Origin of the sequence: Streptomyces afghaniensis (genome assembly GCF_044327915.1) — a bacterium.
Lineage (GTDB): Bacteria > Actinomycetota > Actinomycetes > Streptomycetales > Streptomycetaceae > Streptomyces > Streptomyces afghaniensis.
The window spans coordinates 167,684-192,324 of the sequence record NZ_JBIRGJ010000007.1; the positions used below are offsets into that span (position 1 = coordinate 167,684).

Annotated in this window: 24 protein-coding genes; 10 read left to right on the forward strand and 14 right to left on the reverse strand. The window is 69.9% G+C overall.

Features of this window, described 5'->3' with window-relative positions:
* Window positions 1–87 precede the first annotated feature (87 nt).
* Window positions 88–918, forward strand: coding sequence for an AbfB domain-containing protein (locus tag ACH4G3_RS26570; RefSeq protein WP_397626867.1), 831 nt, complete (start codon window positions 88–90; stop codon window positions 916–918).
* Window positions 919–988: 70 nt separating this feature from the next.
* Here the strand turns inward: ACH4G3_RS26570 and ACH4G3_RS26575 are convergent, their stop codons facing one another.
* The 8 genes from ACH4G3_RS26575 to ACH4G3_RS26610 are packed head-to-tail and all read right to left on the reverse strand — an operon-like array spanning window position 989 to window position 7,547.
* Window positions 989–1,321: a metal-sulfur cluster assembly factor gene (locus tag ACH4G3_RS26575; protein ID WP_010039749.1), complete on the reverse strand. Its 333-nt coding sequence runs from the start codon at window positions 1,319–1,321 to the stop codon at window positions 989–991.
* Complete coding sequence (gene sufU / locus ACH4G3_RS26580) at window positions 1,318–1,788, reverse strand: Fe-S cluster assembly sulfur transfer protein SufU (protein WP_086561392.1); 471 nt, start codon at window positions 1,786–1,788, stop codon at window positions 1,318–1,320. The genes ACH4G3_RS26575 and sufU overlap by 4 nt, the downstream gene beginning before the upstream one ends.
* A 15-nt stretch (window positions 1,789–1,803) precedes the next feature.
* Window positions 1,804–3,060, reverse strand: a complete 1,257-nt coding sequence (locus ACH4G3_RS26585; protein ID WP_020273988.1) for a cysteine desulfurase — start codon at window positions 3,058–3,060, stop codon at window positions 1,804–1,806.
* Window positions 3,057–3,821, reverse strand: coding sequence for a Fe-S cluster assembly ATPase SufC (sufC, locus tag ACH4G3_RS26590; RefSeq protein ID WP_010039743.1), 765 nt, complete (start codon window positions 3,819–3,821; stop codon window positions 3,057–3,059). Before sufC ends, ACH4G3_RS26585 begins: the two co-directional genes overlap by 4 nt.
* A gap of 7 nt (window positions 3,822–3,828) precedes the next feature.
* Window positions 3,829–4,146, reverse strand: a complete 318-nt coding sequence (locus tag ACH4G3_RS26595) for a non-heme iron oxygenase ferredoxin subunit (RefSeq protein WP_086846035.1) — start codon at window positions 4,144–4,146, stop codon at window positions 3,829–3,831.
* Window positions 4,143–5,327, reverse strand: coding sequence for a Fe-S cluster assembly protein SufD (sufD, locus tag ACH4G3_RS26600; RefSeq protein WP_397626868.1), 1,185 nt, complete (start codon window positions 5,325–5,327; stop codon window positions 4,143–4,145). Before sufD ends, ACH4G3_RS26595 begins: the two co-directional genes overlap by 4 nt.
* 58 nt (window positions 5,328–5,385) lie before the next feature.
* Window positions 5,386–6,807, reverse strand: coding sequence for a Fe-S cluster assembly protein SufB (gene sufB, locus ACH4G3_RS26605; protein ID WP_397626869.1), 1,422 nt, complete (start codon window positions 6,805–6,807; stop codon window positions 5,386–5,388).
* Window positions 6,804–7,547: a helix-turn-helix transcriptional regulator gene (locus ACH4G3_RS26610; protein WP_397626870.1), complete on the reverse strand. Its 744-nt coding sequence runs from the start codon at window positions 7,545–7,547 to the stop codon at window positions 6,804–6,806. The genes sufB and ACH4G3_RS26610 overlap by 4 nt, the downstream gene beginning before the upstream one ends.
* A 161-nt stretch (window positions 7,548–7,708) precedes the next feature.
* Here ACH4G3_RS26610 and ACH4G3_RS26615 point away from each other — a divergent pair, with 161 nt between their 5' ends.
* From ACH4G3_RS26615 to ACH4G3_RS26630, 4 genes are read left to right on the forward strand one after another with little or no spacing between them, the layout of a single operon-like run.
* Entirely contained in the window at window positions 7,709–8,521 is an 813-nt protein-coding gene (locus ACH4G3_RS26615) for an AAC(3) family N-acetyltransferase (RefSeq protein ID WP_397626871.1), read from the forward strand.
* A 31-nt stretch (window positions 8,522–8,552) separates the two neighbouring features.
* Window positions 8,553–9,476 carry an ABC transporter ATP-binding protein gene (locus ACH4G3_RS26620; protein WP_397626872.1) on the forward strand — a complete coding sequence of 308 codons (924 nt, stop codon included), beginning with the start codon at window positions 8,553–8,555 and terminating at the stop codon, window positions 9,474–9,476.
* 50 nt (window positions 9,477–9,526) lie between these two features.
* Complete coding sequence (locus ACH4G3_RS26625) at window positions 9,527–10,243, forward strand: ABC transporter permease (RefSeq protein ID WP_397627239.1); 717 nt, start codon at window positions 9,527–9,529, stop codon at window positions 10,241–10,243.
* Between the two features lie 17 nt (window positions 10,244–10,260).
* A complete protein-coding gene (locus ACH4G3_RS26630) occupies window positions 10,261–11,310 on the forward strand; it encodes a COX15/CtaA family protein (protein ID WP_397626873.1) in 1,050 nt (349 codons plus the stop codon).
* A gap of 18 nt (window positions 11,311–11,328) precedes the next feature.
* Here the strand turns inward: ACH4G3_RS26630 and ACH4G3_RS26635 are convergent, their stop codons facing one another.
* From ACH4G3_RS26635 to ACH4G3_RS26645, 3 genes are all read right to left on the reverse strand, one after another.
* The gene (locus ACH4G3_RS26635) at window positions 11,329–12,435 is read right to left on the reverse strand and encodes an amidohydrolase family protein (RefSeq protein ID WP_397626874.1); all 1,107 of its coding nucleotides are present in this window, start codon (window positions 12,433–12,435) and stop codon (window positions 11,329–11,331) included.
* Window positions 12,436–12,586: 151 nt separating this feature from the next.
* Window positions 12,587–12,919: a hypothetical protein gene (locus ACH4G3_RS26640; protein WP_397626875.1), complete on the reverse strand. Its 333-nt coding sequence runs from the start codon at window positions 12,917–12,919 to the stop codon at window positions 12,587–12,589.
* Window positions 12,920–12,988: 69 nt separating this feature from the next.
* Window positions 12,989–13,906, reverse strand: coding sequence for a heme o synthase (locus ACH4G3_RS26645; RefSeq protein ID WP_354739498.1), 918 nt, complete (start codon window positions 13,904–13,906; stop codon window positions 12,989–12,991).
* A 382-nt stretch (window positions 13,907–14,288) separates the two neighbouring features.
* Here ACH4G3_RS26645 and tkt point away from each other — a divergent pair, with 382 nt between their 5' ends.
* Genes tkt through pgl form a run of 5 tightly spaced genes read left to right on the forward strand, consistent with a single transcriptional unit; the run spans window position 14,289 to window position 20,954 of the window.
* Window positions 14,289–16,376 carry a transketolase gene (gene tkt / locus ACH4G3_RS26650; protein WP_397626876.1) on the forward strand — a complete coding sequence of 696 codons (2,088 nt, stop codon included), beginning with the start codon at window positions 14,289–14,291 and terminating at the stop codon, window positions 16,374–16,376.
* Window positions 16,377–16,410: 34 nt separating this feature from the next.
* Window positions 16,411–17,529, forward strand: a complete 1,119-nt coding sequence (gene tal / locus ACH4G3_RS26655; protein WP_020273973.1) for a transaldolase — start codon at window positions 16,411–16,413, stop codon at window positions 17,527–17,529.
* 4 nt (window positions 17,530–17,533) lie between these two features.
* A complete protein-coding gene (zwf, locus tag ACH4G3_RS26660) occupies window positions 17,534–19,057 on the forward strand; it encodes a glucose-6-phosphate dehydrogenase (RefSeq protein WP_397626877.1) in 1,524 nt (507 codons plus the stop codon).
* A complete protein-coding gene (gene opcA / locus ACH4G3_RS26665) occupies window positions 19,054–20,172 on the forward strand; it encodes a glucose-6-phosphate dehydrogenase assembly protein OpcA (RefSeq protein WP_397626878.1) in 1,119 nt (372 codons plus the stop codon). Before zwf ends, opcA begins: the two co-directional genes overlap by 4 nt.
* Complete coding sequence (gene pgl, locus ACH4G3_RS26670; protein WP_397626879.1) at window positions 20,169–20,954, forward strand: 6-phosphogluconolactonase; 786 nt, start codon at window positions 20,169–20,171, stop codon at window positions 20,952–20,954. The genes opcA and pgl overlap by 4 nt, the downstream gene beginning before the upstream one ends.
* Window positions 20,955–21,094: 140 nt before the next feature.
* Here pgl and ACH4G3_RS26675 read toward each other — a convergent pair whose 3' ends face one another.
* The 3 genes from ACH4G3_RS26675 to ACH4G3_RS26685 are packed head-to-tail and all read right to left on the reverse strand — an operon-like array spanning window position 21,095 to window position 24,624.
* Window positions 21,095–21,934, reverse strand: coding sequence for a carbohydrate ABC transporter permease (locus ACH4G3_RS26675; protein ID WP_397626880.1), 840 nt, complete (start codon window positions 21,932–21,934; stop codon window positions 21,095–21,097).
* Entirely contained in the window at window positions 21,931–23,292 is a 1,362-nt protein-coding gene (locus ACH4G3_RS26680) for a carbohydrate ABC transporter permease (protein ID WP_397626881.1), read from the reverse strand. The genes ACH4G3_RS26675 and ACH4G3_RS26680 overlap by 4 nt, the downstream gene beginning before the upstream one ends.
* Window positions 23,293–23,298: 6 nt before the next feature.
* A complete protein-coding gene (locus tag ACH4G3_RS26685) occupies window positions 23,299–24,624 on the reverse strand; it encodes an ABC transporter substrate-binding protein (RefSeq protein WP_397626882.1) in 1,326 nt (441 codons plus the stop codon).
* Between the last annotated feature and the right edge of the window lie 17 nt (window positions 24,625–24,641).

The window sequence follows — 24,641 nt, forward strand, 5'->3', positions numbered from 1 at the left end:
CACTGGTCCACTACGGTGTCACCCGATCACACACCGGGCCACCACAACTGCGCCGCCGTCAAGGGTGCCCGCCGGAGGAAAAAGCGCATGTCAGAAGAGAAGTCCCGGCCCCCGCTGGACCGCCCGTGGGAGAGCGGCTGGGCCCCGGACACCACCCGGGCACCGGGGACGCGACGGCTCTGGCTGGCAGGCGCCCTCGCCCTGGCCACCGTCACCGCGTGCGTGACCGCGATCACCGTGATGGACAGCCGGCCCGGCGAGCCGACCCCTTCGGCGGCGCAGCCGACGACCCTCAGCAGCTCGGCACCGGGCGGCCTGATCTCCTTCGCGACGCCCTCCAAGTCGGGTAACGCGCCCGAAAAGGAGCACAAGCGCCCGTCCCCCACCCCCACCAGAAGCACATCGCCCCGCCCCGAGGCCAGTCCGGAGCCGCACACGAAGGCGCCGAAGCCCCCGGCGTCCCACAAAACTTCGCCGAGCCCGAAGCCCCCGGCCGCGAAGAGCGGGACCTCCATACGCTCCGTCAACTACCCCGACCGCTACTGGCAGACCAGCGGCGGCTACGTCACCCTCGCCCCGGCCGGCTCGGCCTCGGCCCGCCGCAACGCCACCTTCGAACGGGTGGCGGGCCTGGCCGACTCCTCCTGCTACTCCTTCACCACGGCCGACGGCGCCTATCTCCGCCACCGCAACTTCGTCCTGCGCGCGGAACGCAAGGACGACTCGTCCCTCTTCCGCAAGGACGCCACCTTCTGCCCCCGCCCCGCCAGTTACTCGGGCGCGATCATGCTGGAGTCGGCGAACTACCCGGGCCGCTTCCTCCGCCACCGCAACTTCCAACTCCGCCTGGAGCCGTACCAGTACGACGGCCTGTACCACGCGGACTCGGCCTTCCGGCTGGTGGCCGGGCTGGACTGAGACACGCGAAGGGGCGGCACCCCGGGAGGGTGCCGCCCCTTCGTCAGTCAGTGCATACCGGACGTGGATCTCAGACGTTGAACCCGAGCGCCCGAAGCTGCTCCCGCCCGTCATCCGTGATCTTGTCCGGGCCCCACGGCGGCATCCAGACCCAGTTGATGCGCAACTCGTTGACGAGGCCGTCCGTGGCGGACTTGGCCTGGTCCTCGATGACGTCCGTCAGCGGGCAGGCCGCGGAGGTCAGGGTCATGTCGACGGTCGCGATGTTCGACTCGTCGACGTGAATGCCGTAGATCAGGCCGAGGTTGACGACGTCGATGCCCAGTTCGGGGTCGACGACGTCCATCAGGGCCTCACGGAGTTCTTCCTCCGAGGCCGGCTTCATCTCCACGGTCTCGCTCATGCCGTCGTCTCCTTCTCGGCGTCGGCTCCGCCCAGCACCTGGGCCGTCGCGTCCTTCCAGGCCATCCAGCTCAGCAGGGCGCACTTGACCCGGGCCGGGTACTTGGACACCCCGGCGAACGCGACCGCGTCCTCCAGGATGTCCTCCATCGCGTCGTCGGGTTCGAGCTTCCCCTTCGACTGCATCAGCTCCAGGAAGGTCTCCTGGATCTTCCGCGCGTCGGAGAACTCCTTGCCGACGAGGAGTTCGTTCAGTACGGAGGCCGAGGCCTGGCTGATCGAGCAGCCCTGGCCCTCGTACGAGACGTCCTCGATCTTCGTTCCGTCGTACTTCACGCGCAGTGTGATCTCGTCACCGCACGTCGGGTTGACGTGGTGCACCTCGGCGTCGCCATCCCGCAAGCCCCGCCCGTGCGGGTTCTTGTAGTGGTCCAGGATGACTTCCTGGTACATGGAGTCCAGTTTCACCGTTCAGCACGCCCTTCAGCCGAAGAAGTTCCGTACGTGCTCCAGGCCGTCGACCAGCGCGTCGATCTCGGCCGGCGTGGAGTACAGATAGAACGACGCTCGCGTGGTCGCAGGAATTCCGTACCGCAGGCAGACCGGCCGCGCGCAGTGGTGGCCGACCCGGACCGCGATGCCCTGTTCGTCGAGGACCTGGCCCACGTCGTGCGGGTGGATGTCCCCGAGGGTGAAGGAGATCGCCGCGCCCCGCTCCTCGGCCGTGGTCGGGCCGATGATGCGCAGGTCGGGGACCTCCAGCAGCCGCTTCACCGCGTACTCGGTGAGGGCGTGCTCGTGGGCGAGGATCTTGTCCATGCCGATCGAGTTGAGGTAGTCGATCGCCGCGCCGAGACCGACCGCCTGGGCGACCGGCGGGGTGCCCGCCTCGAACTTGTGGGGTGCCGGGGCGTAGGTCGAGGAGTGCATCGACACCGTCTCGATCATCTCGCCGCCGCCGAGGAAGGGCGGCAGGTCCTCCAGGAGCTCCTGGCGGCCCCAGAGGACGCCGATGCCCGTCGGGCCGCACATCTTGTGGCCGGTGAAGGCCACGAAGTCGGCCTGCAGCGCCTGCACGTCCAGCGGCATGTGCGGCGCGGCCTGCGAGGCGTCGATGCAGACCAGCGCACCGACCTGCTGGGCGCGGCGCACGATCGCCTCGACCGGGTTCTGGGTGCCCAGGATGTTGGAGACCAGCACGAAGGAGACGATCTTCGTCTTCTCGGTGATGACCTCGTCGATGTTGGACAGGTCCAGACGGCCGTCGTCGGTCAGGCCGAACCACTTCAGCTTCGCGCCCGTGCGCTGCGCGAGCAGCTGCCACGGCACGATGTTGGAGTGGTGCTCCATCTCCGTGATGACGATCTCGGTGTCGGAGTCCACGCGGTAGGGCTCGTCGGCCCAGCCCAGCATGTTCGCCACGAGGTTGAGCGACTCCGAGGCGTTCTTGGTGAAGATCACCTCGTCACGCGACGGCGCGTTGATGAACTCCGCGACCTTGTCGCGCGCGCCCTCGTACAGCGCCGTGGCCTCCTCGGCGAGGACGTGCACGCCACGATGGACGTTGGCGTTGTAGCGCTCGTAGTACTCGTTGAGGGCGTCCAGCACCTGACGCGGCTTCTGGCTGGTCGCCGCGTTGTCCAGGTACACGAGCTTCTTACCGTCGTGGACCTGTCGGTCCAGGATGGGGAAGTCCTTGCGGAGCGCCTCTGTGTCGAGGAGGCCCGGCAGCTGTGTCACGCGGATGCGCCACCCTTCGTGTATGCCTCGTAGCCCTCTTCCTCCAGCTTGTCGGCGAGCTCGGCACCGCCGGACTCGACGATCCGGCCGCCGGAGAAGACGTGCACGTGGTCGGGCTTGATGTAGCGGAGGATGCGCGTGTAGTGCGTGATCAGCAGGGTGCCGACCTCGCCCGTCTCGCGGACGCGGTTCACACCCTCCGACACGACGCGCAGGGCGTCGACGTCCAAGCCGGAGTCGGTCTCGTCGAGGACCGCGATCTTCGGCTTGAGCAGCTCCAGCTGGAGGATCTCGTGGCGCTTCTTCTCACCGCCGGAGAAGCCCTCGTTGACGTTGCGCTCGGCGAAGGCGGGGTCCATGTTGAGGCGCTCCATGGCCTCCTTGACCTCCTTCACCCAGGTGCGCAGCTTGGGGGCCTCGCCGCGGATGGCGGTCGCGGAGGTGCGCAGGAAGTTCGACACGGAGACACCCGGGACCTCGACCGGGTACTGCATCGCGAGGAACAGACCGGCGCGGGCCCGCTCGTCGACGGACATCTCCAGGACGTCCTCGCCGTCGAGGGTGACGGTGCCGCCGGTGATCGTGTACTTCGGGTGTCCCGCGAGGGAGTAGGCGAGGGTCGACTTGCCCGAGCCGTTGGGGCCCATGATGGCGTGCGTCTCGCCCTGCTTCACGGTGAGGTCGACACCCTTGAGGATTTCCTTCGTGCCGTTCTCGACCTCGACGGTGACGTGCAGGTCTCGGATTTCAAGCGTAGCCATGGGTGCCTCAGGACTCCTGGGTGAGGGAGACGAGCACGTCGTCCCCTTCGATCTTTACGGGATATACGGGGACGGGGCGCGTCGCGGGAAGGGCGTCGGGCTTGCCGGAGCGGAGGTCGAAGCGCGAGCCGTGCAGCCAGCACTCGATGTGGCAGTCGTCGACCTCGCCCTCCGCCAGGGAGACGTTCGCGTGCGAGCAGATGTCGTGGATCGCGAACACCTCGCCCTCGGTCTGCACGATGGACACGGGCGTGCCGTCGAGTTCCACCCGCTTCGGGGTGTCCTCCTCCAGCTCGCCGAGCCCACAGGCGCGTACGAAGGTCATCCGACCGCCGCCTCCAGCTCCTCCTCGATCTTGGCGATCAGGCGCTCCTCGATGTCGGGGACGCCGATCTGCTGGACGAGCTCGGCGAAGAAGCCGCGGACCACCAGGCGGCGGGCCTCGTGCTCCGGGATGCCGCGGGCCATCAGGTAGAAGAGCTGCTCGTCGTCGAAGCGGCCGGTGGCGCTGGCGTGGCCGGCGCCGACGATTTCGCCTGTCTCGATCTCCAGGTTGGGCACCGAGTCGACCCGTGCACCGTCCGTGAGGACCAGGTTGCGGTTCATCTCGTAGGTGTCGGTGCCCTCGGCCTTGGCCTCGATGAGCACGTCGCCGATCCACACGGCGTGCGCGTTGTCGCCCTGGAGCGCGCCCTTGTAGGCGACGTTCGACTTGCAGTGCGGGGTGTTGTGGTCGACGAGGAGGCGGTGCTCCTGGTGCTGGCCCGCATCGGTGAAGTACAGGCCGAACAGCTCGGCCTCGCCGCCGGTGCCGGCGTACGTCACGCGCGGGTGCAGACGGACCAGGTCGCCGCCGAAGGTCACGACGACCGACTTGAAGGAGGCGTCGCGGCCGACGAGCGCGTTGTGCTGGGCGACGTGCACGGCCTTGTCGTCCCAGTCCTGGACGGAGACGACGGTGAGCTTGGCGCCGTCGCCCAGCAGGTAGTCGACGTTGGCGGCGAGCACCGCGTCACCTGTGTGGTCGATGACCACGACGGCCTCGGCGAAGGCGCCCAGCTCGATCACCTGGTGGCCGAAGGCGGTGCCGCCCTCGCCGTGCACCGCGATGCGGATCGGCTCGGTGAGGACGGTCTCCTTCGGGACGGTCACGACCGAGGCCTTCTCGAAGGCCGAGTAGGCCTGGGCGGCGACGCGGTCCACCGGGGTGCCCGCCTTGCCGAGCCGCGCGTCGTCGCGGCCGACGGCCTCGACGGTGACGCCCTCGGGGGCCTGGACGTCGACCTTCACACCGTTGCCGTCGGCCACGGCGGTGCCGTCGTGCAGCCCGCGCAGGCGCTCCAGCGGGGTGAACCGCCACTCCTCCTCACGTCCGTGCGGAACGGGGAAGTCCGCCACGTCGAAGGAGGGGGGCGCGCTCATGCGGGTGGCGACGGTCGACTCGGCCGCCACCGCGATCGAGCCGGTGGTGGTGGAGCCCACCGGGATGTTCTGGGCCTCAGCCATGGCTGTCGTAGTGCTCGCTTTCCGTTGCGTAAGGGGCCTGATGGGACTGCGGTGGGGGTTAGCCGACCGCGCCTTCCATCTGCAGCTCGATCAGCCGGTTGAGCTCCAGCGCGTACTCCATGGGGAGCTCCTTGGCGATGGGCTCGACGAAGCCGCGCACGATCATCGCCATCGCCTCGAACTCACTCAGACCGCGGCTCATCAGGTAGAAGAGCTGGTCCTCGGAAACCTTGGAGACGGTGGCCTCGTGCCCCATGGACACGTCGTCCTCGCGGACGTCCACGTAGGGGTAGGTGTCCGAGCGGGAGATCGTGTCGACCAGCAGCGCGTCACAGAGCACGTTCGACTTGGAGCCCGCGGCGCCCTCGCCGATCTCGATGAGACCGCGGTAGGACGTACGGCCGCCACCGCGCGCGACGGACTTCGACACGATGTTGGACGACGTGTTCGGCGCCATGTGGACCATCTTGGCGCCCGCGTCCTGGTGCTGGCCCTCGCCGGCGAAGGCGATGGACAGCGTCTCGCCCTTGGCGTGCTCGCCCATCAGGTAGACGGCCGGGTACTTCATCGTCACCTTGGAGCCGATGTTGCCGTCGACCCACTCCATGGTCGCGCCCTCGTAGGCCACGGCGCGCTTGGTGACCAGGTTGTAGACGTTGTTCGACCAGTTCTGGATGGTCGTGTAGCGGCAGCGGGCGTTCTTCTTGACGATGATCTCGACGACCGCGGAGTGCAGCGAGTCCGACTTGTAGATCGGGGCGGTGCAGCCCTCGACGTAGTGCACGTAGGCACCCTCGTCGACGATGATCAGGGTCCGCTCGAACTGGCCCATGTTCTCCGTGTTGATGCGGAAGTAGGCCTGGAGCGGGATCTCCACGTGGACGCCCGGCGGCACGTAGATGAAGGAGCCGCCCGACCACACGGCGGAGTTCAGCGACGCGAACTTGTTGTCGCCGACGGGGATGACGGTCCCGAAGTACTCCTTGAAGAGCTCCGGGTGCTCCTTCAGGGCCGTGTCGGTGTCGAGGAAGATGACGCCCTGCTCCTCCAGGTCCTCGCGGATCTGGTGGTAGACGACCTCCGACTCGTACTGCGCGGCGACACCGGCGACGAGGCGGTTCTTCTCGGCCTCGGGGATGCCCAGCTTGTCGTACGTGTTCTTGATGTCCTCGGGCAGGTCCTCCCAGGAGGCCGCCTGCTTCTCCGTGGAGCGCACGAAGTACTTGATGTTGTCGAAGTCGATCCCCGACAGGTCCGAGCCCCAGTTCGGCATGGGCTTCTTCTCGAACAGGCGCAGGCCCTTGAGGCGGAGCTTGGTCATCCACTCCGGTTCGTTCTTCTTGGAGGAGATGTCCCGGACGACGTCCTCGCCCAGGCCGCGACGCGCCGACGCACCGGCATCGTCCCGGTCGGCCCAGCCGTATTCGTACTTGCCCAGGCCCTCGAGCTCGGGGTGGGCAGTCTCCGTGGGGAGAGTCATGCGGGGTTCCTCCCGGCCGTGCTTGCAGATGCGTTGTGGGAAATCTTGGGGATGAACGTCGTGCAGACGCCGTCGCCGTGCGCGATCGTGGCGAGCCGCTGCACGTGCGTACCGAGCAGCTCGGCGAAAAATTCCGTCTCCGCCTCGCACAGCTGCGGGAACTGCTCGGCGACGTGGGCGACCGGGCAGTGGTGCTGGCAGAGCTGTTCACCCTTCTGCGGGTGGGGCGCACTGCGCGCCGTAGCAGCGTACCCGTCGGCGCTCAGGGCCTTGGCCAGGGCTGCCGTCCGCTGCTCGGGCGGGGCGGTCTCGACCGCCTCGCGGTACGCGCTCGCCTGCGCGGCGATCCTGGCGCGGGCGAAGGCGGCGATCGCCTCGTTCCCGCCCTCGCGGTCGGCGATCCAGCGCAGCGCGTCCGCCGCGAGCTTGTCGTACGACTGGTCGAAGGCGTCCCGGCCGCAGTCGGTCAGGGCGAACACCTTGGCCGGCCGGCCGCGGGTGCGCGCGCCGTAGACCCGCTGCTCGCGCGCCTCGACGACACCGTCGCCCGCGAGGGCGTCGAGGTGCCGGCGCACGGCCGCCTGGGTGAGGCCCAGCCGCTCGGCGAGTTCGGCGACGGTCGACGGGCCGTGGTCCAGGATGGACCGCGCGACTCGGTTGCGGGTGGACCGCTCCCCGGTCGCGAGCTCCTCCTGAGGGGCCCCCGTGGGGGTCTCCCGAGCCTCGTCGACGTTTTTCACAACGCCATTGTTGCGTAATTCAGAGGGACCGGGCAAGCGGCGTTCGGCCACCCGTGAGGTGCCCTGCGTCACTTAGGTGAACCTAATCTGACCTGCGGAAACGATCTCCGATCGATCAAAGCGGTGGCATGCCGGAGCCGCTTCGGGGACACTCCCGAACCATGTCCACACCGCCTCCGACCGGCCCTCTTGTCACCCGGGACGCACTGCGCGCGCAGCTGTGCGAGCTGGGCGTGCGACCCGGCGAGACCCTCCTCGTGCACTCCTCCCTCAGCTCCCTCGGCTGGGTCAACGGCGGCGCCGTCGCGGTGGTGCGGGGACTGCTCGACGCGCTCGGCCCGCAGGGCACCCTGGTGGTTCCGACACAGACCGGGGACCTCTCCGACCCGGCCCTGTGGGGCAACCCGCCTGTGCCCCCGGACTGGTGGGAGGCCATCCGCGCCACGATGCCCGCCTACGACCCCCGGATCACGCCCACGCGCGGGGTCGGCGTCGTCCCGGAGACCGTGCGCACCTGGCCCGGCGCGCTGCGCAGCGCGCATCCGCAGACCTCGTTCGCGGCGGTCGGCCCGCGTGCGGCGGAGGTGATCGAGGGGCACGCGCCCGACTGCCGGCTCGGCGAGCGCAGCCCGCTCGCGAAGCTGGAGGCCATGGGGGCGCGGGTCCTGCTGCTCGGCGCCGGCTACGCCTCCTGCACGAGCTTCCACCTCGCCGAGTACCGGATACCGTCCCCGCGCGTCGCGGTGGGCCGGCCGGGTCCCGACGGCTGGGAGACCGTGACGGAGGTGTCGATCAGCTCGGACCGGTTCGACGAGCTGGGATACGACTTCGAGCGGGACCGTCCCGTCGTACGCGGGAAGGTCGGGGCGGCCGAGGCGCGGCTGTTCCCGGTGGCCGACGCGGTCGCCTACGCCGAGCGCTGGCTGCCGGTGCACCGTCCCCGTGAGGAGGAGTTCCAGCACCCGCCGCTCTGAGCCCCGGCGCGCGAACCTAGACTCTGGACCCATGCGAAGTGAGCCCGTGGTCCAGGTCCAGGCCCTGGTGAAGCGGTACGGCACGAAGACCGCGGTGGACGGGCTCGACCTGGTGGCCCGGCAGGGTGTGACCGCCGTGCTCGGCCCCAACGGGGCGGGCAAGACGACCACGGTCGAGACCTGCGAGGGGTACCGGAAGCCGGACTCCGGCACGGTGCACGTCCTGGGCCTCGACCCGGTGCGGCAGTCCCGGGACCTGCGGCCCCGCATCGGCGTGATGCTCCAGTCCGGCGGCGTCTACTCGGGCTCCCGCGCCGACGAGATGCTCCGCCACGTGGCCAAGCTGCACGCCCACCCCCTCGACGTGGACGCGCTCATCGAGCGCCTCGGCCTCGGCTCTTGCGGCCGTACGACGTACCGGCGGCTGTCGGGCGGGCAGCAGCAGCGGCTCGCCCTCGCGATGGCCGTGGTCGGCCGCCCCGAGCTGGTGTTCCTGGACGAGCCGACCGCCGGGCTCGACCCGCAGGCCCGCCGCGCCACCTGGGACCTGGTCCGGGACCTGCGCGCCGACGGCGTCTCCGTGATCCTCACCACGCACTACATGGACGAGGCCGAGCAGCTCGCCGACGACGTGGCGATCATCGACGCGGGCCGGGTCATCGCCCAGGGCTCCCCGGAGGAGCTGTGCCGGGGCGGCGCCGAGAACACGCTCCGCTTCAGCGGCCGGCCCGGCCTGGACGTGGGGTCGCTGCTGAAGGCCCTGCCCGCCGACTGCTCGGCCGCCGAGCTGACGCCGGGCTCGTACCGGGTCGTCGGCAAGGTCGACCCGCAACTGCTCGCGACGGTCACCTCCTGGTGCGCCCAGCACGGGGTGATGCCGGAGAAGATCTCGGTGGAGCGGCACACTCTGGAAGACGTCTTCCTGGAGCTCACGGGTAAGGAGCTGCGTTCGTGACCGCCACCGGCACCTATGCGCCGAAGCCGGGGGCCGCGCCCCTGACCCGCATGATCGCGGCCCAGGCCGCGCTCGAGACGAAGATGCTGCTGCGCAACGGTGAGCAGCTGCTGCTCACCGTCGTCATCCCGACCCTGCTCCTGGTGCTCTTCAGCACCGTGGACATCGTCGACACGGGCGCCGGCGAGGCCGTCGACTTCCTCGCCCCCGGCATCCTCGCCCTCGCGGTGATGTCGACCGCGTTCACCGGACAGGCGATCGCGACCGGCTTCGAACGCCGCTACGGCGTGCTGAAACGGCTGGCCTCCTCGCCCCTGCCGCGCTGGGGCCTGATGACGGCGAAGACGCTGTCCGTGCTGGTCACCGAGGTGCTCCAGATGATCCTGCTGACGGTGATCGCCTTCGCGCTCGGCTGGTCGCCGCACGGCAACCCGTTCGCCGTGCTGCTGCTCCTGGTCCTCGGTACGGCGGCCTTCTCGGGCCTCGGCCTGCTGATGGCGGGGACGCTGAAGGCCGAGGCGACGCTCGCCGCCGCCAACCTGGTGTTCCTGCTGCTGCTCGTCGGCGGCGGGGTCATCGTGCCGCTCGACAAGTTTCCCCCCGCCGCGCAGGACGTGCTGGGCCTGCTGCCCATCTCGGCCCTGTCCGACGGCCTGCGGGACGTGCTCCAGCAGGGGGCCGGGACGCCTTGGGCCGACCTGGGGATCCTCGCCGTCTGGGCGGTCGTCGGGCTGGCGGCGGCCGGACGGTTCTTCCGCTGGGAATGAGCGCTGGGAGCAAGGCCATGACGGACCCTCGTGAAAGCGTGCACAAGCGGCGTCCTACGATGGGTCGCGTGCCAAAAGTGACCCGCGCCGACGCCAGGGCGGCCCTGCGCAACCCGCTCGCCTTCATCGCCGAGCGCTGGACCCCGGAACCCCGGACGGTCCAGCGTGCGGCCCTCTCCGCAATCGTCATGTCGGTGCTCATCGTGGTCACCGGCGGAGCCGTACGGCTGACCGGCTCGGGCCTCGGCTGCCCGACCTGGCCCAAGTGCACCGACGACTCGCTCACCGCCACCAGCGCGATGGGCTTCCACGGCGCCATCGAGTTCGGCAACCGCATGCTGACGTACGTGCTGTGCGCCGCCGTCGGCTGGGCGATCATCGCCGCGCGCTCGCAGAAGCCGTACCGGCGCGGCCTGACCCGGCTGGGCTGGACGCAGTTCTGGATCGTGATGAGCAACGCGGTGCTCGGCGGCATCGTGGTGCTGGTCGGGCTCAACCCGTACACGGTCGCGGCGCACTTCGTGGCGACGTCCGCGCTCATCGCGGTCGCCACGGTCATGTGGCAGCGCACCCGTGAGGGCGACGCTCCGCCGCGCCCGCTGGTCGGCAAGGCCGTGCAGCAGCTGGTGTGGTTCCTGGTCGCCGCCGCCGTGCTGCTCATCCTGGTCGGCACCGTGGTCACCGGCGCGGGCCCGCACGCCGGCGACTCCAGCGAGGTCGAGCGGATGCCGGTCGACTGGGAGACGGTGAGCAAGCTGCACGCCGTGCTGGCGTGGATCGTGGTGACGCTGACGTTCGCCCTGTGGTTCGTCCTCAAGGCGGTCGACGCGCCGCGCTCCCCGCTGCACCGCACCCGCGAACTGTTCCTGATCCTGCTCGCGCAGGGCGTCATCGGCTACGTCCAGTACTTCACGGATCTGCCCGAGGTGCTGGTCGGCCTGCACATGCTCGGCTCGGCCGTGATGTGGATCTGGGTGCTGCGGGTGGTGCTGTCGCTGCGCGAACGGCCGGAGGCCGTGGCCGACGTGCCCGGTCCCGCGCCCGAGGCGACCCTGACCAAGGCCTAGAAGCCGTCCTGCCAGGGTTCAGTCGAGCCCGTACACCCGGCGCGCGTTCCCCGACGCCAGCATCCCCGCCACCCGCTGCGCGTCGGCCAGGGACCACGCGCCCTCGGCGACCCAGGTGCCGAGCACCCGGCCGAGCGCCTCGCGGAACAGCCGGGCGCCGACGACGTGCAGCTCGGGCAGCCCCTGGGCACCGGTGGAGAAGAGGATCTTGCCGAAGGGGGCCAGCTCCAGGATCTCCGCGAGTACGGTCGCGGCGCGGGCGCCGGTGCGGACCAGGGCTGCGCCGGAGTCGACGTAGACGTGCGGGAAGACACCGGCCAGGTGGGCGGCGTGCCGGTGGTACGGGTAGCCGTGCAGCAGGACGAGGTCCGTGCCGAGCCCGGCCGTGGCCCGTACGAAGTCCGTCAGCAGCACCGGATCCGTACGGTCGATCCGCAGGCCCGGCGCGCCGAGCCCCGCGTGGAGCTGGAGCGGCAGCCCCGAGGCGACGGCGCTCCACAGCAGGTGCCGCAGCAGCACGGGGTCGCTCAGCTCCCCGCCGACTGCGCGCCCCGCGAGCCAGCGGCCGACGGCCCCCCGCACCTCCCCCGGCCCGGGCGGCTCCGGCGCCAGCGCGAGGCCGTGCCGCAGACCCGCGACCGAGGTGAAGGCGACGGCGTTCGAGGCGGCGGCGTGCACGGACTCGGCGAGGTTGGCGAGGAAGGACTCGACGGTCCCGGAGGTGTCGGCGACCTGCTCGGCGAGCAGTTCCAGGCGGACGATCTCGCGGGCCTCGGCGGCTCCGGCGGAGGCCAGCTCACCGGGTTCGGTCAGATCACCGGGCAGGCCCGTGTCGACCAGGTACGTCGTGATGCCGCTGCCGCGCAGGAGCCGGCGGGCGGACTCCAGGACACCCAGTTCACGGCGGCGGGCCAGGTAGCGGGCGGGTGCGCAGTGCGGTTCCAGGCCGAGCAGGGGCGGGCACCAGCGTCTTACGGCGAAGCCGGTCTGGGTGTCGAAGAGGGTGGTGCCGGGGGCCGGCGGGCCCTCCGTGCGGGAGAGGTGGGCCTCGAAGGTGCCGAGGCCCAGCTCCGCGCGGAGCACTCCGTGGCAGTACTGGTCCACCAGTGACGGCGTTTCGATCATCCGGGCCTCCCGGTGTGGACCCTGTTGCTCTTACGGGTCCTAACGGGTGAACCGGGTTTGAGGTCGCGGTCCCGGAGTGGGCGGCCGATGCCGTGCGGCGGGTGCGGACCGGATGTGGCTGGTCGCGCAGTTCCCCGCGCCCCCGAGAAGGTCAGTCGTTCTTGGGTCCGCCTACCTGGATCCCGGCCATCCGGCTCCACTCGTAGCGGCCCGTCTTGACCTTCGCCGCGAATTCGCCGTCGAAGGACTCGTGGGTCGTGATGCCGGACTTCTCCACGGCCTGCTCGGCGATCTCGTACGAGGGGGCCACCAGGTCGCCCCAGTTGCCGTCCTCGCCGACCAGGACGATGCGGGCGCCGCGTTCGCCGAGGTAGGCGACCTGGCCCTCGGCGCCGCCGTGGGCCTTGGAGAAGGAGCTGATCTGCTGGGCGAGCCGGGCCGCCTTGCGCTCGGCCTTCGGGTCAACCTGCTGCGTGTCTGCCATGGTGGCGATGCTACTCACGGGTAGATCGACTGGCGAGAGCAGGGCGCTGTGACGTACGTCAGCGCTGCGTCAGCGCAGGAAGGGGTCGACCGCGACGGCCACGAACAGCAGCGAGACGTAGGTGATCGACCAGTGGAACAGGCGCATCTCCTTCAGCTTCGCGCCCGTCACCTCCGCCTTCGCGCGGTTCTGCAGGCCGTGCGCCTCCCAGAGCCAGAAGCCGCCCGCCAGCAGCGCGACCGAGGTGTAGAACCAGCCGGTGTAGCCGAGCGGGGTCAGCAGGAGCGAGACGGCGACCATGACCCAGCTGTAGATCACGATCTGCTTGGCGACCACCTTGTTGGAGGCGACCACCGGCAGCATGGGCACGCCCACGCGCGCGTAGTCCTCCTTGACCTTCATGGACAGCGGCCAGTAGTGCGGCGGCGTCCAGAAGAACATGACGAGGAACAGGATGACCGGCGCCCACGACATGGAGTTCGTGACCGAGGACCAGCCGATCAGCACGGGCAGGCAGCCGGCGATGCCGCCCCACACGATGTTCTGCGAGGTACGGCGCTTGAGGATCATCGTGTAGACGACGACGTAGAAGAGGAGCGCGCCGAGGGAGAGCCAGGCGCTCAGCCAGTTCACGGTGAGGCCGAAGAGCAGGGTGGAGGTGATCGCCAGAGTGATGCCGAAGGCGAGGCACTCGCGCGGGCTGACCATGCCGGTGACCAGCGGCCGCTGCGAGGTGCGGTCCATCAGGGCGTCGATGTCGCGGTCGATGTACATGTTGAGCGCGTTGGCGCCGCCCGCGGACATGTAACCGCCGACACAGGTCAGGAGCACCAGCGTCAGGTCGGGCACACCCTGCTGCGCCAGGAACATCACCGGGACGGTGGTGATCAGGAGCAGTTCGATGATCCGCGGCTTGGTGAGAGCCACGAACGCCTTGACACGGGCCCCGAACGGCCGGTGGGCCGGGCTCTGGTCCGTCCCGAGCATCCCCGCTGGACGGGATTCAACGGCCGTCACGCACACCCCTACAGAGACATCCCAGCAAGCCTCACCCGTGTGAAGTCCCGGTAAAGGCTCGCGCGTACCACGCCACTTTAGACGTTGCCCAGAGTCGGACATTCGCGGGGGTCGGGTCGTGTTGGAGGGCGGCTTCCGAAGGGCGCGTGGAAGCTCGATTGAGCACCCGGATGAGCGGCTCCGTATTCACTTGCCGAATGGGATACGGCCCAGTCAGGAAGCGGATCGCAACGAGTCCCGGCACTCTGGAGTGACTCGAAAGAACGCACGTCCCACGGGGGTAGGCTCGACTGCGGCCGGTGGGCGCCCCGATACACCGGCATCCGACTTGCGAGAGGAGCCCTGACCCAGGGTGAGCACCAAGCCGACCACCACAGACCTCGAGTGGACCGAGTTGGACCAGCGGGCCGTCGACACCGCGCGTGTCCTGGCCGCCGATGCCGTACAGAAGGTCGGTAACGGCCATCCGGGTACGGCGATGAGCCTGGCGCCTGCCGCCTACACCCTCTTCCAGAAGGTGATGCGGCACGACCCGGCGGACGCCGACTGGGTCGGGCGGGACCGCTTCGTGCTGTCCGCAGGCCACTCGTCCCTGACCCTCTACACCCAGCTGTACCTGGCCGGCTTCGGCCTTGAGCTGGACGACCTGAAGTCCTTCCGCACCTGGGGTTCGAAGACCCCGGGCCACCCCGAGTACGGGCACACCACCGGTGTGGAGACGACGACCGGCCCGCTCGGGCAGGGTGTCGCCAACGCGGTGGGCATGGCGATGGCCGCCCGCTACGAGCGCGGCCTGTTCGACCCGGAGGCCCCGGAGGGCGAGTCCCCCTTCGACCACTTCATCTACTGCATCGCCGGTGACGGCTGCCTCCAGGAGGGCATCTCCGCCGAGGCCTCGTCGATGGCGGGCCACCAGAAGCTCGGCAACCTGATCCTGCTGTGGGACGACAACCACATCTCGATCGAGGGCGACACCGAGACGGCCGTGTCCGAGGACACCGCCAAGCGCTACGAGGCCTACGGCTGGCACGTGCAGCGGGTGGAGCCGCAGGAGAACGGCGACCTGGACCCGGCCGCGATCTTCGAGGCGGTCCAGAAGGCCAAGGCCGTCACGGACAGGCCGTCGTTCATCGCGATGCGCTCGATCATCGCCTGGCCGGCCCCGAACGCGCAGAACACCGAGGCCGCGCACGGCTCGGCGCTCGGCGACGACGAGGTCGCGGCCACCAAGCGGGTGCTGGGCTTCGACCCGGAGCAGAGCTTCGAGGTCTCCGACGAGGTCATCACGCACACCCGCAAGGCGCTGGAGCGGGGCCAGGCGGCCCGCGCGGTGTGGGAGAAGGCCTACCAGCAGTGGCGGGACAACAACCCCGAGCGCGCGGCCGAGTACGACCGCGTCGCCAAGGGTGAGCTGCCCACGGGCTGGGAGGAGAAGATCCCGGTCTTCGAGGTCGGTAAGGGCGTGGCCACGCGTGCCGCTTCCGGCAAGGTCCTCCAGGCGCTCGGCGCGGTGATCCCGGAGCTGTGGGGCGGCTCGGCCGACCTGGCGGGCTCCAACAACACCACGATCGACAAGACCAGCTCCTTCCTGCCGGCGGACAACCCGCTGCCGGAGGCGGACCCGTACGGCCGCACGATCCACTTCGGTATCCGCGAGCACGCGATGGCCGCCGAGATGAACGGCATCGCGCTGCACGGCAACACCCGGATCTACGGCGGCACCTTCCTGGTGTTCTCCGACTACATGCGCAACGCGGTGCGGCTGTCGGCGCTGATGCACCTGCCGGTGACGTACGTGTGGACCCACGACTCCATCGGCCTGGGCGAGGACGGCCCCACCCACCAGCCCATCGAGCACCTCGCCGCGCTGCGCGCCATCCCGGGCCTGAACATCGTGCGCCCGGCCGATGCCAACGAGACGGCCATCGCCTGGCGCGAGATCCTCAAGCGCTGGACGAAGGAGTTCGGCAAGGGCCAGCCGCACGGTCTGGCGCTGACGCGTCAGGGTGTGCCGACGTACGAGCCCAACGACGATGCCGCCAAGGGCGGTTACGTCCTGTTCGAGGCCGACGGCGGCGAGCCCGAGGTCATCCTCATCGCCACCGGCTCGGAGGTGCACGTCGCCGTCGAGGCGCGCGAGCAGCTCCAGGGCGCCGGCGTGCCCACCCGTGTGGTGTCCATGCCGTCGGTCGAGTGGTTCGAGCAGCAGGACCAGGGGTACCGGGACAGCGTCCTGCCGCCGTCCGTCAAGGCTCGCGTCGCGGTGGAGGCCGGGGTCGGACTGACCTGGCACAAGTACGTCGGGGACGCCGGCCGCATCGTTTCCCTGGAGCACTTCGGTGCTTCGGCCGACGGCAAGGTCCTTTTCCGTGAGTTCGGCTTCACTGCCGAGAACGTTGCCGCCGCCGCGCGGGAATCGATCGCCGCAGCTCAGCGCTGACGCTTACATACGACACGTAGGAGATGGAATTTCCATGACAGACGCACTCAAGCGCCTCTCCGAGGAAGGCGTCGCGATCTGGCTGGACGACCTGTCGCGCAAGCGGATCACGTCCGGCAACCTCGCCGAGCTGCTCGACCAGCAGCACGTCGTGGGCGTCACCACCAACCCGACGATCTTCCAGAAGGCGATCTCCGAGGGCGACGGCTACGACCAGCAGCTCTCCGACCTCGCGGCCCGCAAGGTCACCGTCGAAGAGGCCATCCGCATGATCACCACGGCGGACGTCCGCGACGCCGCCGACATCCTGCGCCCGGTCTTCGACGCCACCGGCGGCCAGGACGGCCGGGTCTCGATCGAGGTCGACCCGCGGCTGGCGCACAACACCAAGGCGACGGTCGCCGAGGCCCGCCAGCTGGCCTGGCTGGTGGACCGGCCCAACACGCTCATCAAGATCCCGGCCACCAAGGCGGGCATCCCGGCGATCACCGAGACGATCGGCAACGGCATCAGCGTCAACGTCACGCTGATCTTCTCGCTGGAGCGCTACCGCGAGGTGATGGACGCCTACCTGTCCGGTCTGGAGAAGGCGAAGGCCAAGGGCCTGGACCTGTCCCAGATCCACTCGGTGGCGTCCTTCTTCGTCTCGCGCGTCGACACCGAGGTCGACAAGCGGATCGACGCGCTCGGCACCGACGAGGCCAAGGCGCTGCGCGGCAAGGCCGCCATCGCCAACGCCCGTCTCGCCTACCAGGCGTACGAGGAGGTCTTCTCCTCGGACCGCTGGAACGCGCTGGAGCGCGAGGGCGCCAACAAGCAGCGTCCGCTGTGGGCCTCCACCGGTGTGAAGGACAAGGCGTACCAGGACACGATGTACGTCACCGAGCTGGTCGCGCCGAACACGGTGAACACCATGCCGGAGGCGACCCTGTACGCCACCGAGGACCACGGCGAGATCACCGGCAACACCGTCGCCGGCACGTACGAGCAGGCCCGGGCCGACCTCGACGCGGTCGAGCAGCTCGGGATCAAGTACGACGACGTGGTGCAGCTGCTGGAGGACGAGGGCGTCGAGAAGTTCGAGGCGTCCTGGACCGACCTGCTGAAGTCGACCGAGGCCGAGCTTCAGCGCCTCGCCCCTTCGGAGGGCTGAACAGGTGTCGAGCAGCAACCCGCTGCGTGACCCCGCGGACCGACGGCTCCCGCGTATCGCGGGGCCGTCGGGCCTGGTCATCTTCGGCGTCACGGGCGACCTGTCCCGCAAGAAGCTCATGCCCGCCGTGTACGACCTCGCCAACCGGGGTCTGCTGCCGCCGGGCTTCTCGCTGGTGGGCTTCGCCCGCCGCGAGTGGGCGCACGAGGACTTCGCGCAGGAGGTCCACGACGCGGTCAAGGAGCACGCCCGCACGCCCTTCCGCGAGGAGGTCTGGCAGCAGCTCATCCAGGGCATGCGCTTCGTGCAGGGCACGTTCGACGACGACGACGCGTTCGAGCGGCTGCGCTCCACGATCGAGGAACTGGACAAGGCACAGGGCACGGGCGGCAACTTCGCCTTCTACCTGTCCGTGCCGCCGAAGTCCTTCCCGGTGGTCATCCAGCAGCTGAAGAAGCACGGGCTGGCCGACCAGAAGGGCGGCTCCTGGCGGCGCGCGGTCATCGAGAAGCCGTTCGGGCACGACCTGAAGTCGGCCGAGGAGCTCAACAAGGTCGTCCACGAGGTCTTCGCCCCGGACCAGGTCTTCCGCATCGACCACTACCTGGGCAAGGAGACCGTCCAGAACATCCTGGCGCTGCGCTTCGCCAACACGATGTTCGAGCCGATCTGGAACCGGTCCCTCGTGGACCACGTGCAGATCACCATGGCCGAGGACATCGGCATCGGCGGCCGGGCCGGGTACTACGACGGCATCGGCGCCGCCCGTGACGTCATCCAGAACCACCTGCTCCAGCTCCTGGCGCTCACCGCCATGGAGGAGCCGGCCTCCTTCGACGCGGACGCGCTGGCCGCCGAGAAGACCAAGGTGCTCGGCGCGGTGAAGCTGCCCAAGGACATGGGCCGGGACACCGTACGCGCCCAGTACGCGGCCGGCTGGCAGGGCGGCACGAAGGTGCGCGGCTATCTGGAGGAGGACGGCATCAACGCCTCCTCGAAGACCGACACCTACGCCGCCATCAAGCTGGAGATCGACAACCGCCGCTGGGCGGGCGTCCCCTTCTACCTGCGCACCGGCAAGCGCCTGGGCCGCCGCGTCACGGAGATCGCGGTGGTGTTCCAGCGGGCCCCGCACTCCCCCTTCGACACGACGGCCACCGAGGAGCTGGGCTCCAACGCGATCGTCATCCGCGTCCAGCCGGACGAGGGCGTCACGGTCCGCTTCGGCTCGAAGGTTCCCGGCACGTCGATGGAGATCCGGGACGTGTCGATGGACTTCGCGTACGGCGAGTCCTTCACGGAGTCCAGCCCGGAGGCGTACGAGCGTCTCATCCTGGACGTCCTCCTCGGAGACTCGAACCTCTTCCCGCGTACCGAGGAGGTCGAGCTGTCCTGGAAGATCCTCGACCCGATCGAGGAGTACTGGGACGAGAACGGCAAGCCCGCCCAGTACCGGGCCGGTACCTGGGGCCCCGTCGAGGCGGACGAAATGCTCGAGCGACACGGACGGAGCTGGCGCCGGCCATGAAGATAGACCTGACGGACACCACGGCCAGCAAGGTCAACAAGGCGCTGGTGCAGGGCCGCCGGGCGATCGGCACCCCGGCGGTCGGGATGGTGCTCACGCTGGTCATCGTGACCGACGAGGAGAACGCCTACGACGCGCTGAAGGCCGCGAGCGACGCCTCGCACGAGCACCCCTCGCGCACGCTCGTGGTCATCAAGCGCGTCTCCCGCTCACCCCGCGACCGTACGCAGTCCCGCCTGGACGCGGAGGTCCGGGTCGGCGCGGAGGCCGGCACCGGCGAGACGGTCGTCCTCCGGCTGTACGGCGAGGTCGCCGACCACGCCCAGTCGGTGGTGCTGCCGCTGCTGCTGCCGGACGCCCCGGTGGTGGTGTGGTGGCCGGTGAACGCGCCGCTCGACCCGGCGAAGGACCCGCTGGGTGCCCTCGCCCAGCGCCGCGTCACCGACACGTACGCCTCCGAGCAGCCGGTGCGGGACCTGGCCACCCGGTCCGGGACCTACACCCCCGGCGACACGGACCTGTCCTGGACCCGCATCACGCCCTGGCGTTCCATGCTCGCGGCGGCCCTCGACCAGGTCACCTGCGAGGTCAGGGCCGTCGAGGTGGAGGGCGAGGAGTTCAACCCGAGCTGCGAGCTGCTGGCGATGTGGCTCGCGGACCGGCTGGACGTCCCCGTGAAGCGCTCGCTGTCCGGCGGCCCCGGTCTGACGGCGGTCCGCATGGACACCACCTGCGGCGCGATCACCCTGGACCGTGCCGACGGATCGCTCGCGACCCTCTCCATCGAGGGCCAGCCCGCCCGTGGAGTGGCGCTCAAGCGCCGGGACACGGCCGAGCTGATCGCGGAGGAGCTGCGGCGGCTGGACCCGGACGACACGTACGCGTCCGCCCTGCGGTACGGGGTGGACCGGCTGAAGTCGTCCTGGTCGGCTCAGGTGGCGAAGGAAGAGCCGGTGGCCAAAGGAGAGCCCAAAAGTGACGGCCGGGAACGGCTCGCCCTCCCCGCTCCCGTCGAAACGGCTGCGAAAGCTCCCGCTGCGGAAGCGACGGCGCAGGCACCGGTGAAGCAGGAACCGCCTCAGTTGGAACCGGTACGGAAGGCGACGACGAAGTGAGCACGGCACCGCAGCTGGTCGTCCACCGCGACAAGGAGCTGATGGCGCAGGCCGCGGCGGCCCGGCTGATCACCAGGATCGTGGACGCGCAGGCCTCCCGGGGTTCGGCGTCCGTGGTCCTGACGGGCGGCCGCAACGGCAACGGCCTGCTGGCCGCCCTGGCCGCGGCGCCCGCCCGGGACGCCGTCGACTGGAGCCGGCTCGACCTCTGGTGGGGTGACGAGCGGTTCCTGCCCGAGGGCGACCCGGAGCGGAACGTCACACAGGCGCGGGAGGCACTGCTGGACTCGGTGCCCGTCGATCCGAAGCGGGTGCACGCGATGCCCGCGTCGGACGGCCCCTACGGCGACGACGTGGACGCGGCGGCGGCCGCGTACGCGGAGGAACTGGCGCGGGCGGCGGGCCCGGAGAACCACGGGCCCGTCCCCACGTTCGACGTGCTGATGCTGGGCGTCGGCCCGGACACGCACGTGGCGTCGCTGTTCCCGGAGCTGCCGGCGGTGCGGGAAGTCGACCGTACGGTCGTCGGGGTCCACGGCGCGCCGAAGCCGCCCCCGACGCGGGTGACGCTGACCCTGCCGGCGATTCGTGCGGCGCGGGAGGTGTGGCTCCTGGCCGCGGGCGAGGACAAGGCCCAGGCCGCGGCGATCGCGCTCTCGGGTGCGGGCGAGATCCAGGCACCGGCGGCGGGGGCGTACGGCCGCCGCCGGACACTGTGGCTGCTGGACGGGCCGGCGGCTTCCCAACTGCCGCGTTCCCTGTATCCGCCGGCTTCGGCTTAGGCCTCAAGGCCTTGGCCCACCCACCACCCGAAGCGGTCAGCCGGGAGGCTTGACTCGCGGGTTGCCCCCATCAAGGGCAGTTTCGGGTGGCGGGTGGGCATAGGCGGGGGTCCAGGGGGCGGAGCCCCCTAGTACTGCGGCTACTTGACCGACCCGGCCATGACCCCTTGCACAAAGTGCCTCTGGAACGCGAAGAACACGACGACAGGCACGACCAGGGACACGAACGCCCCGGGCGCCAGGACATCGATGTTGCTGCCGAACTGCCGTATCTGCGACTGGAGTTCCACCGTCAGCGGCTGTGAGGAACTGTCCGCGAACAGCAGCGCCACCAGCATGTCGTTCCACACCCACAGGAACTGGAAGATGGCCAGGGAGGCGATCGCCGGCCGCCCCACGGGCAGCACGAGCCGCGTGAAGATGCGCCATTCGCTGCCCCCGTCCATCCGCGCGGCCTCCAGCATCTCCCTCGGCATCTCGGCGAAGTAGTTCCGGAGGAGGAACACCGCGAACGGCAGGCCGTAGGCCACGTGGAACAGCACGACACCGGGGATCGTGCCGAACAGCCCCAGCTGCCCGAAGAGTTTGGCGACCGGCAGCAGCCCGATCTGCACGGGCACCACCAGCAGCGCGACCACGACCAGGAAGACCGCCTCCCGCCCGGGGAAGTCCAGCCACGCGAACGCGTAGCCGGCGAGCGCCGCGATCACCACGACCAGCACGGTCGTCGGCACCGATATCAGCACCGTGTTCCAGAACGCCTGGGTGATGCCGGAGTTCTGCAACAGCGAGGAGTAGTTGTCGAAGGACAGTTGCCCGGGGCTGGAGAACACCGTCCACCAGCCGCCCTTCGCCGTGTCCTCGGCGGACCGCAGCGAGGACAGGAACAGCCCGGCCAGCGGCGTCATCCACACCAGGCCGACCACTACGAGGAAGGCCTGGACGACCCCGTTGCCCAGTCCGCGCCGGACCGCGTTCATCGCTGACTCCTTCGGAAACGGCGGACGTTGAACACCATGGCCGGAACCACCAGCAGCAGGAGCAGCACTCCGAGCGCGCTGCCGAGCCCCTGGTTGTTGCCGCCGCCGAACGACACCAGCCACATCTGCGTCGCGAGGACGGTCGCGTCCTCCTGCACCGGCCCGGGCGCGATGATGTAGACGAGGTCGAAGACCTTCATCACGTTGATGACCAGGGTGACGAAGACGACCGTGAGGACGGGCGCCAGTAGCGGGACCGTGATCCGCCGGAAGATCTGCCACTCGTTCGCGCCGTCGATCCGCGCCGCCTCCAGCGCGTCCCGCGGCAGCGTGGACAGGCCTGCCCCGATGAGCACCATGGCGAAGCCGGTCCAGATCCACAGGTAGGCCCCGATGATCGCCGGTGTGACGAGCGCCGGTCCGAGCCAGGAGACACCCTCGTAGGGCGGGGCGAAGTTGGACGCCGGCAGTTTCACCTCGTAGGAGCCCGGTGCGAGGCCCTCGAAGCGGAAGGAGCCGTCGGAGGCGGTGGTCGCCGTGGCGGCCGTCTCACCGTCGCGTACCGCCTCGACCTTCATCTGCGGCAGTCCGCTCTCCCGCCGGTCGACCTTGCCCTGCTCCCCTCCCCCGCCGGGCGTGAAGTCCAGGTAGACCACGCCGCGCAGTTCGTCGGGGGCGGCCTTCCGTCCCGCCGCCGCGTACGCGGGTTCCGTCCCGCCCGGCAGGTCGTCGGGCAGCACCCCGACCAGGCCCAGGGTCACCGCGTCGCCCGGGGACACGCTCGTACTCGTGCGGTACGAGCCGTCCTTGTCCTTCGTCAGGCCCTGCCCGTCACGCGCCCGGGCCGTCGGGTAGGAGGACTCCCCCTTGAAGGCGTCGTGGACGGAGACGACCGCGGCGTTCAGGACGCCCTTGTCGGGGTCCTCGTCGTAGGCGAGCCGGAAGATGATGCCGGCGGCGAGGAAGGAGACCGCCATCGGCATGAAGAGGAGCAGCTTGAAGGCGGTGGCCCAGCGGACCTTCTCCACCAGGACGGCCAGGATCAGACCGAGGCCGGTCAGCAGGGCGGGGGCCACGACGACCCAGATGGCCGTGTTGCGGACGGCCGTGAGGGTCGCCGGGTCGCGGAACATCTCGGTGTAGTTCTCGCCGCCGACGAAGGTCGTCCCCGAGGCGTCGAAGAAACTGCGGCCGACGCTGAACAGCACGGGGTAGACGACGAGCGCGCCGAGCAGCAGCAGGGCGGGCAGCACGAACAGCAGGGCGATGATCTTGCCGCGCCGCCGCAGCCGCCGGGTGCGGTCGGCGATCGTGACGGGCGGCGGGGGGTTCGTCTCTTTGACGAGGGTCGCTGTCATGGCGGATCAGTCCTGGTAGGCCTTGGCCGCCGCGGCCTCCAGCTTCGCCGCGGTGCCCTTCGGGTCGGACGGGTCGCGCAGGAAGTCCTGGAGCAGCTTCCACTCGCCGGTGCCCTTGGTGCCGCCGAAGGCCGCCGGGGCCTGGTCGGACATGTCGAAGCGGACGGAGTCCCCGGCCTGGACGAGGGACTTGGCGGTGGCGCGGGTGACGTCGTCGCCGTAGGAGGCGAGGTCGAGCTTCTTGTTCGGGGAGAGGAAGCCGCCGGCCTCGGCCCACACCGCGGAGGCCTCCGGGGTGGCCAGGAACTCCAGGAGGGCCTGGGCGGCCTTCTGGTTCTTGCCGTCCTTGAGGACGACGGCGGCGTCACCGCCGCTGACGACCGGTGCCTCGCCGCCGCCGACCGCCGGGAACGGGAAGAAGTTCGCGTCCTCGCCGACCTTCTTGCCGAACTGGTCCTTGGCGACGCCGGCGACGAAGTCGCCCTCGTAGACCATGCCGGCCTCGGGCTTCGGTCCGAACACCTTCTCCACGGAGCCGGGGAAGTCGGTGTTCAGGGCGCCCTTCTGGCCGCCGGCGATGAGCTGCTTGTCCTTGAAGAGCTTGCCGAGCGTGGTCAGGGCGTCGACGACCGACGCGTCCGTCCACTTCAGCTTGTGCGCGGCGAGGGCGTCGTACTTCTCGGGTCCGGCCTGGGAGAGGTAGACGTTCTCGAACCAGTCGGTGAGGGTCCAGCCGTCCTGCCCGGCGACGGAGAACGCGGCGAGGCCGGAGTCGGACACGGTCTGCCCGGCCTTCAGCATCTCGTCGTAGCTCTTCGGCGGCTTCACACCGGCCTGCTCGAGGGCGTCGGGGCTGTACCAGACGGTCGACTTGTGCGCGGCCTTGAAGTAGAGGCCGTAGAGGGTGCCGTCGACGCTGCCGTACTGCTTCCACACGGGGGCGTAGCCGGCGTCGACGGCCTGCTCGGTCTTCTTGGACAGCGGCTTGAGCCAGCCCTTCTGCGCGAACTGCTTGAGCACGCCGACCTGCGGGACCATCACGACGTCGGGGGCGTTGCCGCCCTCGATCTTGCTGCCGACGACGGTGGAGACGTTGTCGCCGGTGGACGTGAACTGCGTCTTGGCGCCGGTCTTCTCGGTGAAGGCGTCCAGCACCTTCTGGAAGTTCTTCTGCTCGGTGCCGGACCAGACGCCGGCCACGGTGATCGACTGGCCGCTGAGCGCCTTGTCGCCGCCGCCGGCCGCGACGGGTCCGCCGCCGCAGGCGGTCGCGCCGAGCGCCAGGGCGAGAGCGGTGCAGCTGGTGAGCAGGGTGGTACGTCGTCGCATCATCGTTGATGTCCCTTCGG

What these genes read in the sequence shown, in the direction of transcription:
- sufB (WP_397626869.1), bottom strand. Translation starts at nt 6,807, where the DNA reads ATGACTCTCCCCACGGAGACTGCCCACCCCGAGCTCGAGGGCCTGGGC.
- ACH4G3_RS26630 (WP_397626873.1), top strand. Translation starts at nt 10,261, where the DNA reads ATGACGGACCCTCGTGAAAGCGTGCACAAGCGGCGTCCTACGATGGGT.
- ACH4G3_RS26615 (WP_397626871.1), top strand. Translation starts at nt 7,709, where the DNA reads ATGTCCACACCGCCTCCGACCGGCCCTCTTGTCACCCGGGACGCACTG.
- sufD (WP_397626868.1), bottom strand. Translation starts at nt 5,327, where the DNA reads ATGGCTGAGGCCCAGAACATCCCGGTGGGCTCCACCACCACCGGCTCG.
- ACH4G3_RS26595 (WP_086846035.1), bottom strand. Translation starts at nt 4,146, where the DNA reads ATGACCTTCGTACGCGCCTGTGGGCTCGGCGAGCTGGAGGAGGACACC.
- tal (WP_020273973.1), top strand. Translation starts at nt 16,411, where the DNA reads ATGACAGACGCACTCAAGCGCCTCTCCGAGGAAGGCGTCGCGATCTGG.
- sufC (WP_010039743.1), bottom strand. Translation starts at nt 3,821, where the DNA reads ATGGCTACGCTTGAAATCCGAGACCTGCACGTCACCGTCGAGGTCGAG.
- ACH4G3_RS26575 (WP_010039749.1), bottom strand. Translation starts at nt 1,321, where the DNA reads ATGAGCGAGACCGTGGAGATGAAGCCGGCCTCGGAGGAAGAACTCCGT.
- ACH4G3_RS26675 (WP_397626880.1), bottom strand. Translation starts at nt 21,934, where the DNA reads ATGAACGCGGTCCGGCGCGGACTGGGCAACGGGGTCGTCCAGGCCTTC.
- ACH4G3_RS26680 (WP_397626881.1), bottom strand. Translation starts at nt 23,292, where the DNA reads ATGACAGCGACCCTCGTCAAAGAGACGAACCCCCCGCCGCCCGTCACG.
- ACH4G3_RS26640 (WP_397626875.1), bottom strand. Translation starts at nt 12,919, where the DNA reads ATGGCAGACACGCAGCAGGTTGACCCGAAGGCCGAGCGCAAGGCGGCC.
- ACH4G3_RS26625 (WP_397627239.1), top strand. Translation starts at nt 9,527, where the DNA reads ATGATCGCGGCCCAGGCCGCGCTCGAGACGAAGATGCTGCTGCGCAAC.
- ACH4G3_RS26635 (WP_397626874.1), bottom strand. Translation starts at nt 12,435, where the DNA reads ATGATCGAAACGCCGTCACTGGTGGACCAGTACTGCCACGGAGTGCTC.
- ACH4G3_RS26570 (WP_397626867.1), top strand. Translation starts at nt 88, where the DNA reads ATGTCAGAAGAGAAGTCCCGGCCCCCGCTGGACCGCCCGTGGGAGAGC.
- ACH4G3_RS26685 (WP_397626882.1), bottom strand. Translation starts at nt 24,624, where the DNA reads ATGATGCGACGACGTACCACCCTGCTCACCAGCTGCACCGCTCTCGCC.
- opcA (WP_397626878.1), top strand. Translation starts at nt 19,054, where the DNA reads ATGAAGATAGACCTGACGGACACCACGGCCAGCAAGGTCAACAAGGCG.
- ACH4G3_RS26645 (WP_354739498.1), bottom strand. Translation starts at nt 13,906, where the DNA reads ATGCTCGGGACGGACCAGAGCCCGGCCCACCGGCCGTTCGGGGCCCGT.
- ACH4G3_RS26620 (WP_397626872.1), top strand. Translation starts at nt 8,553, where the DNA reads ATGCGAAGTGAGCCCGTGGTCCAGGTCCAGGCCCTGGTGAAGCGGTAC.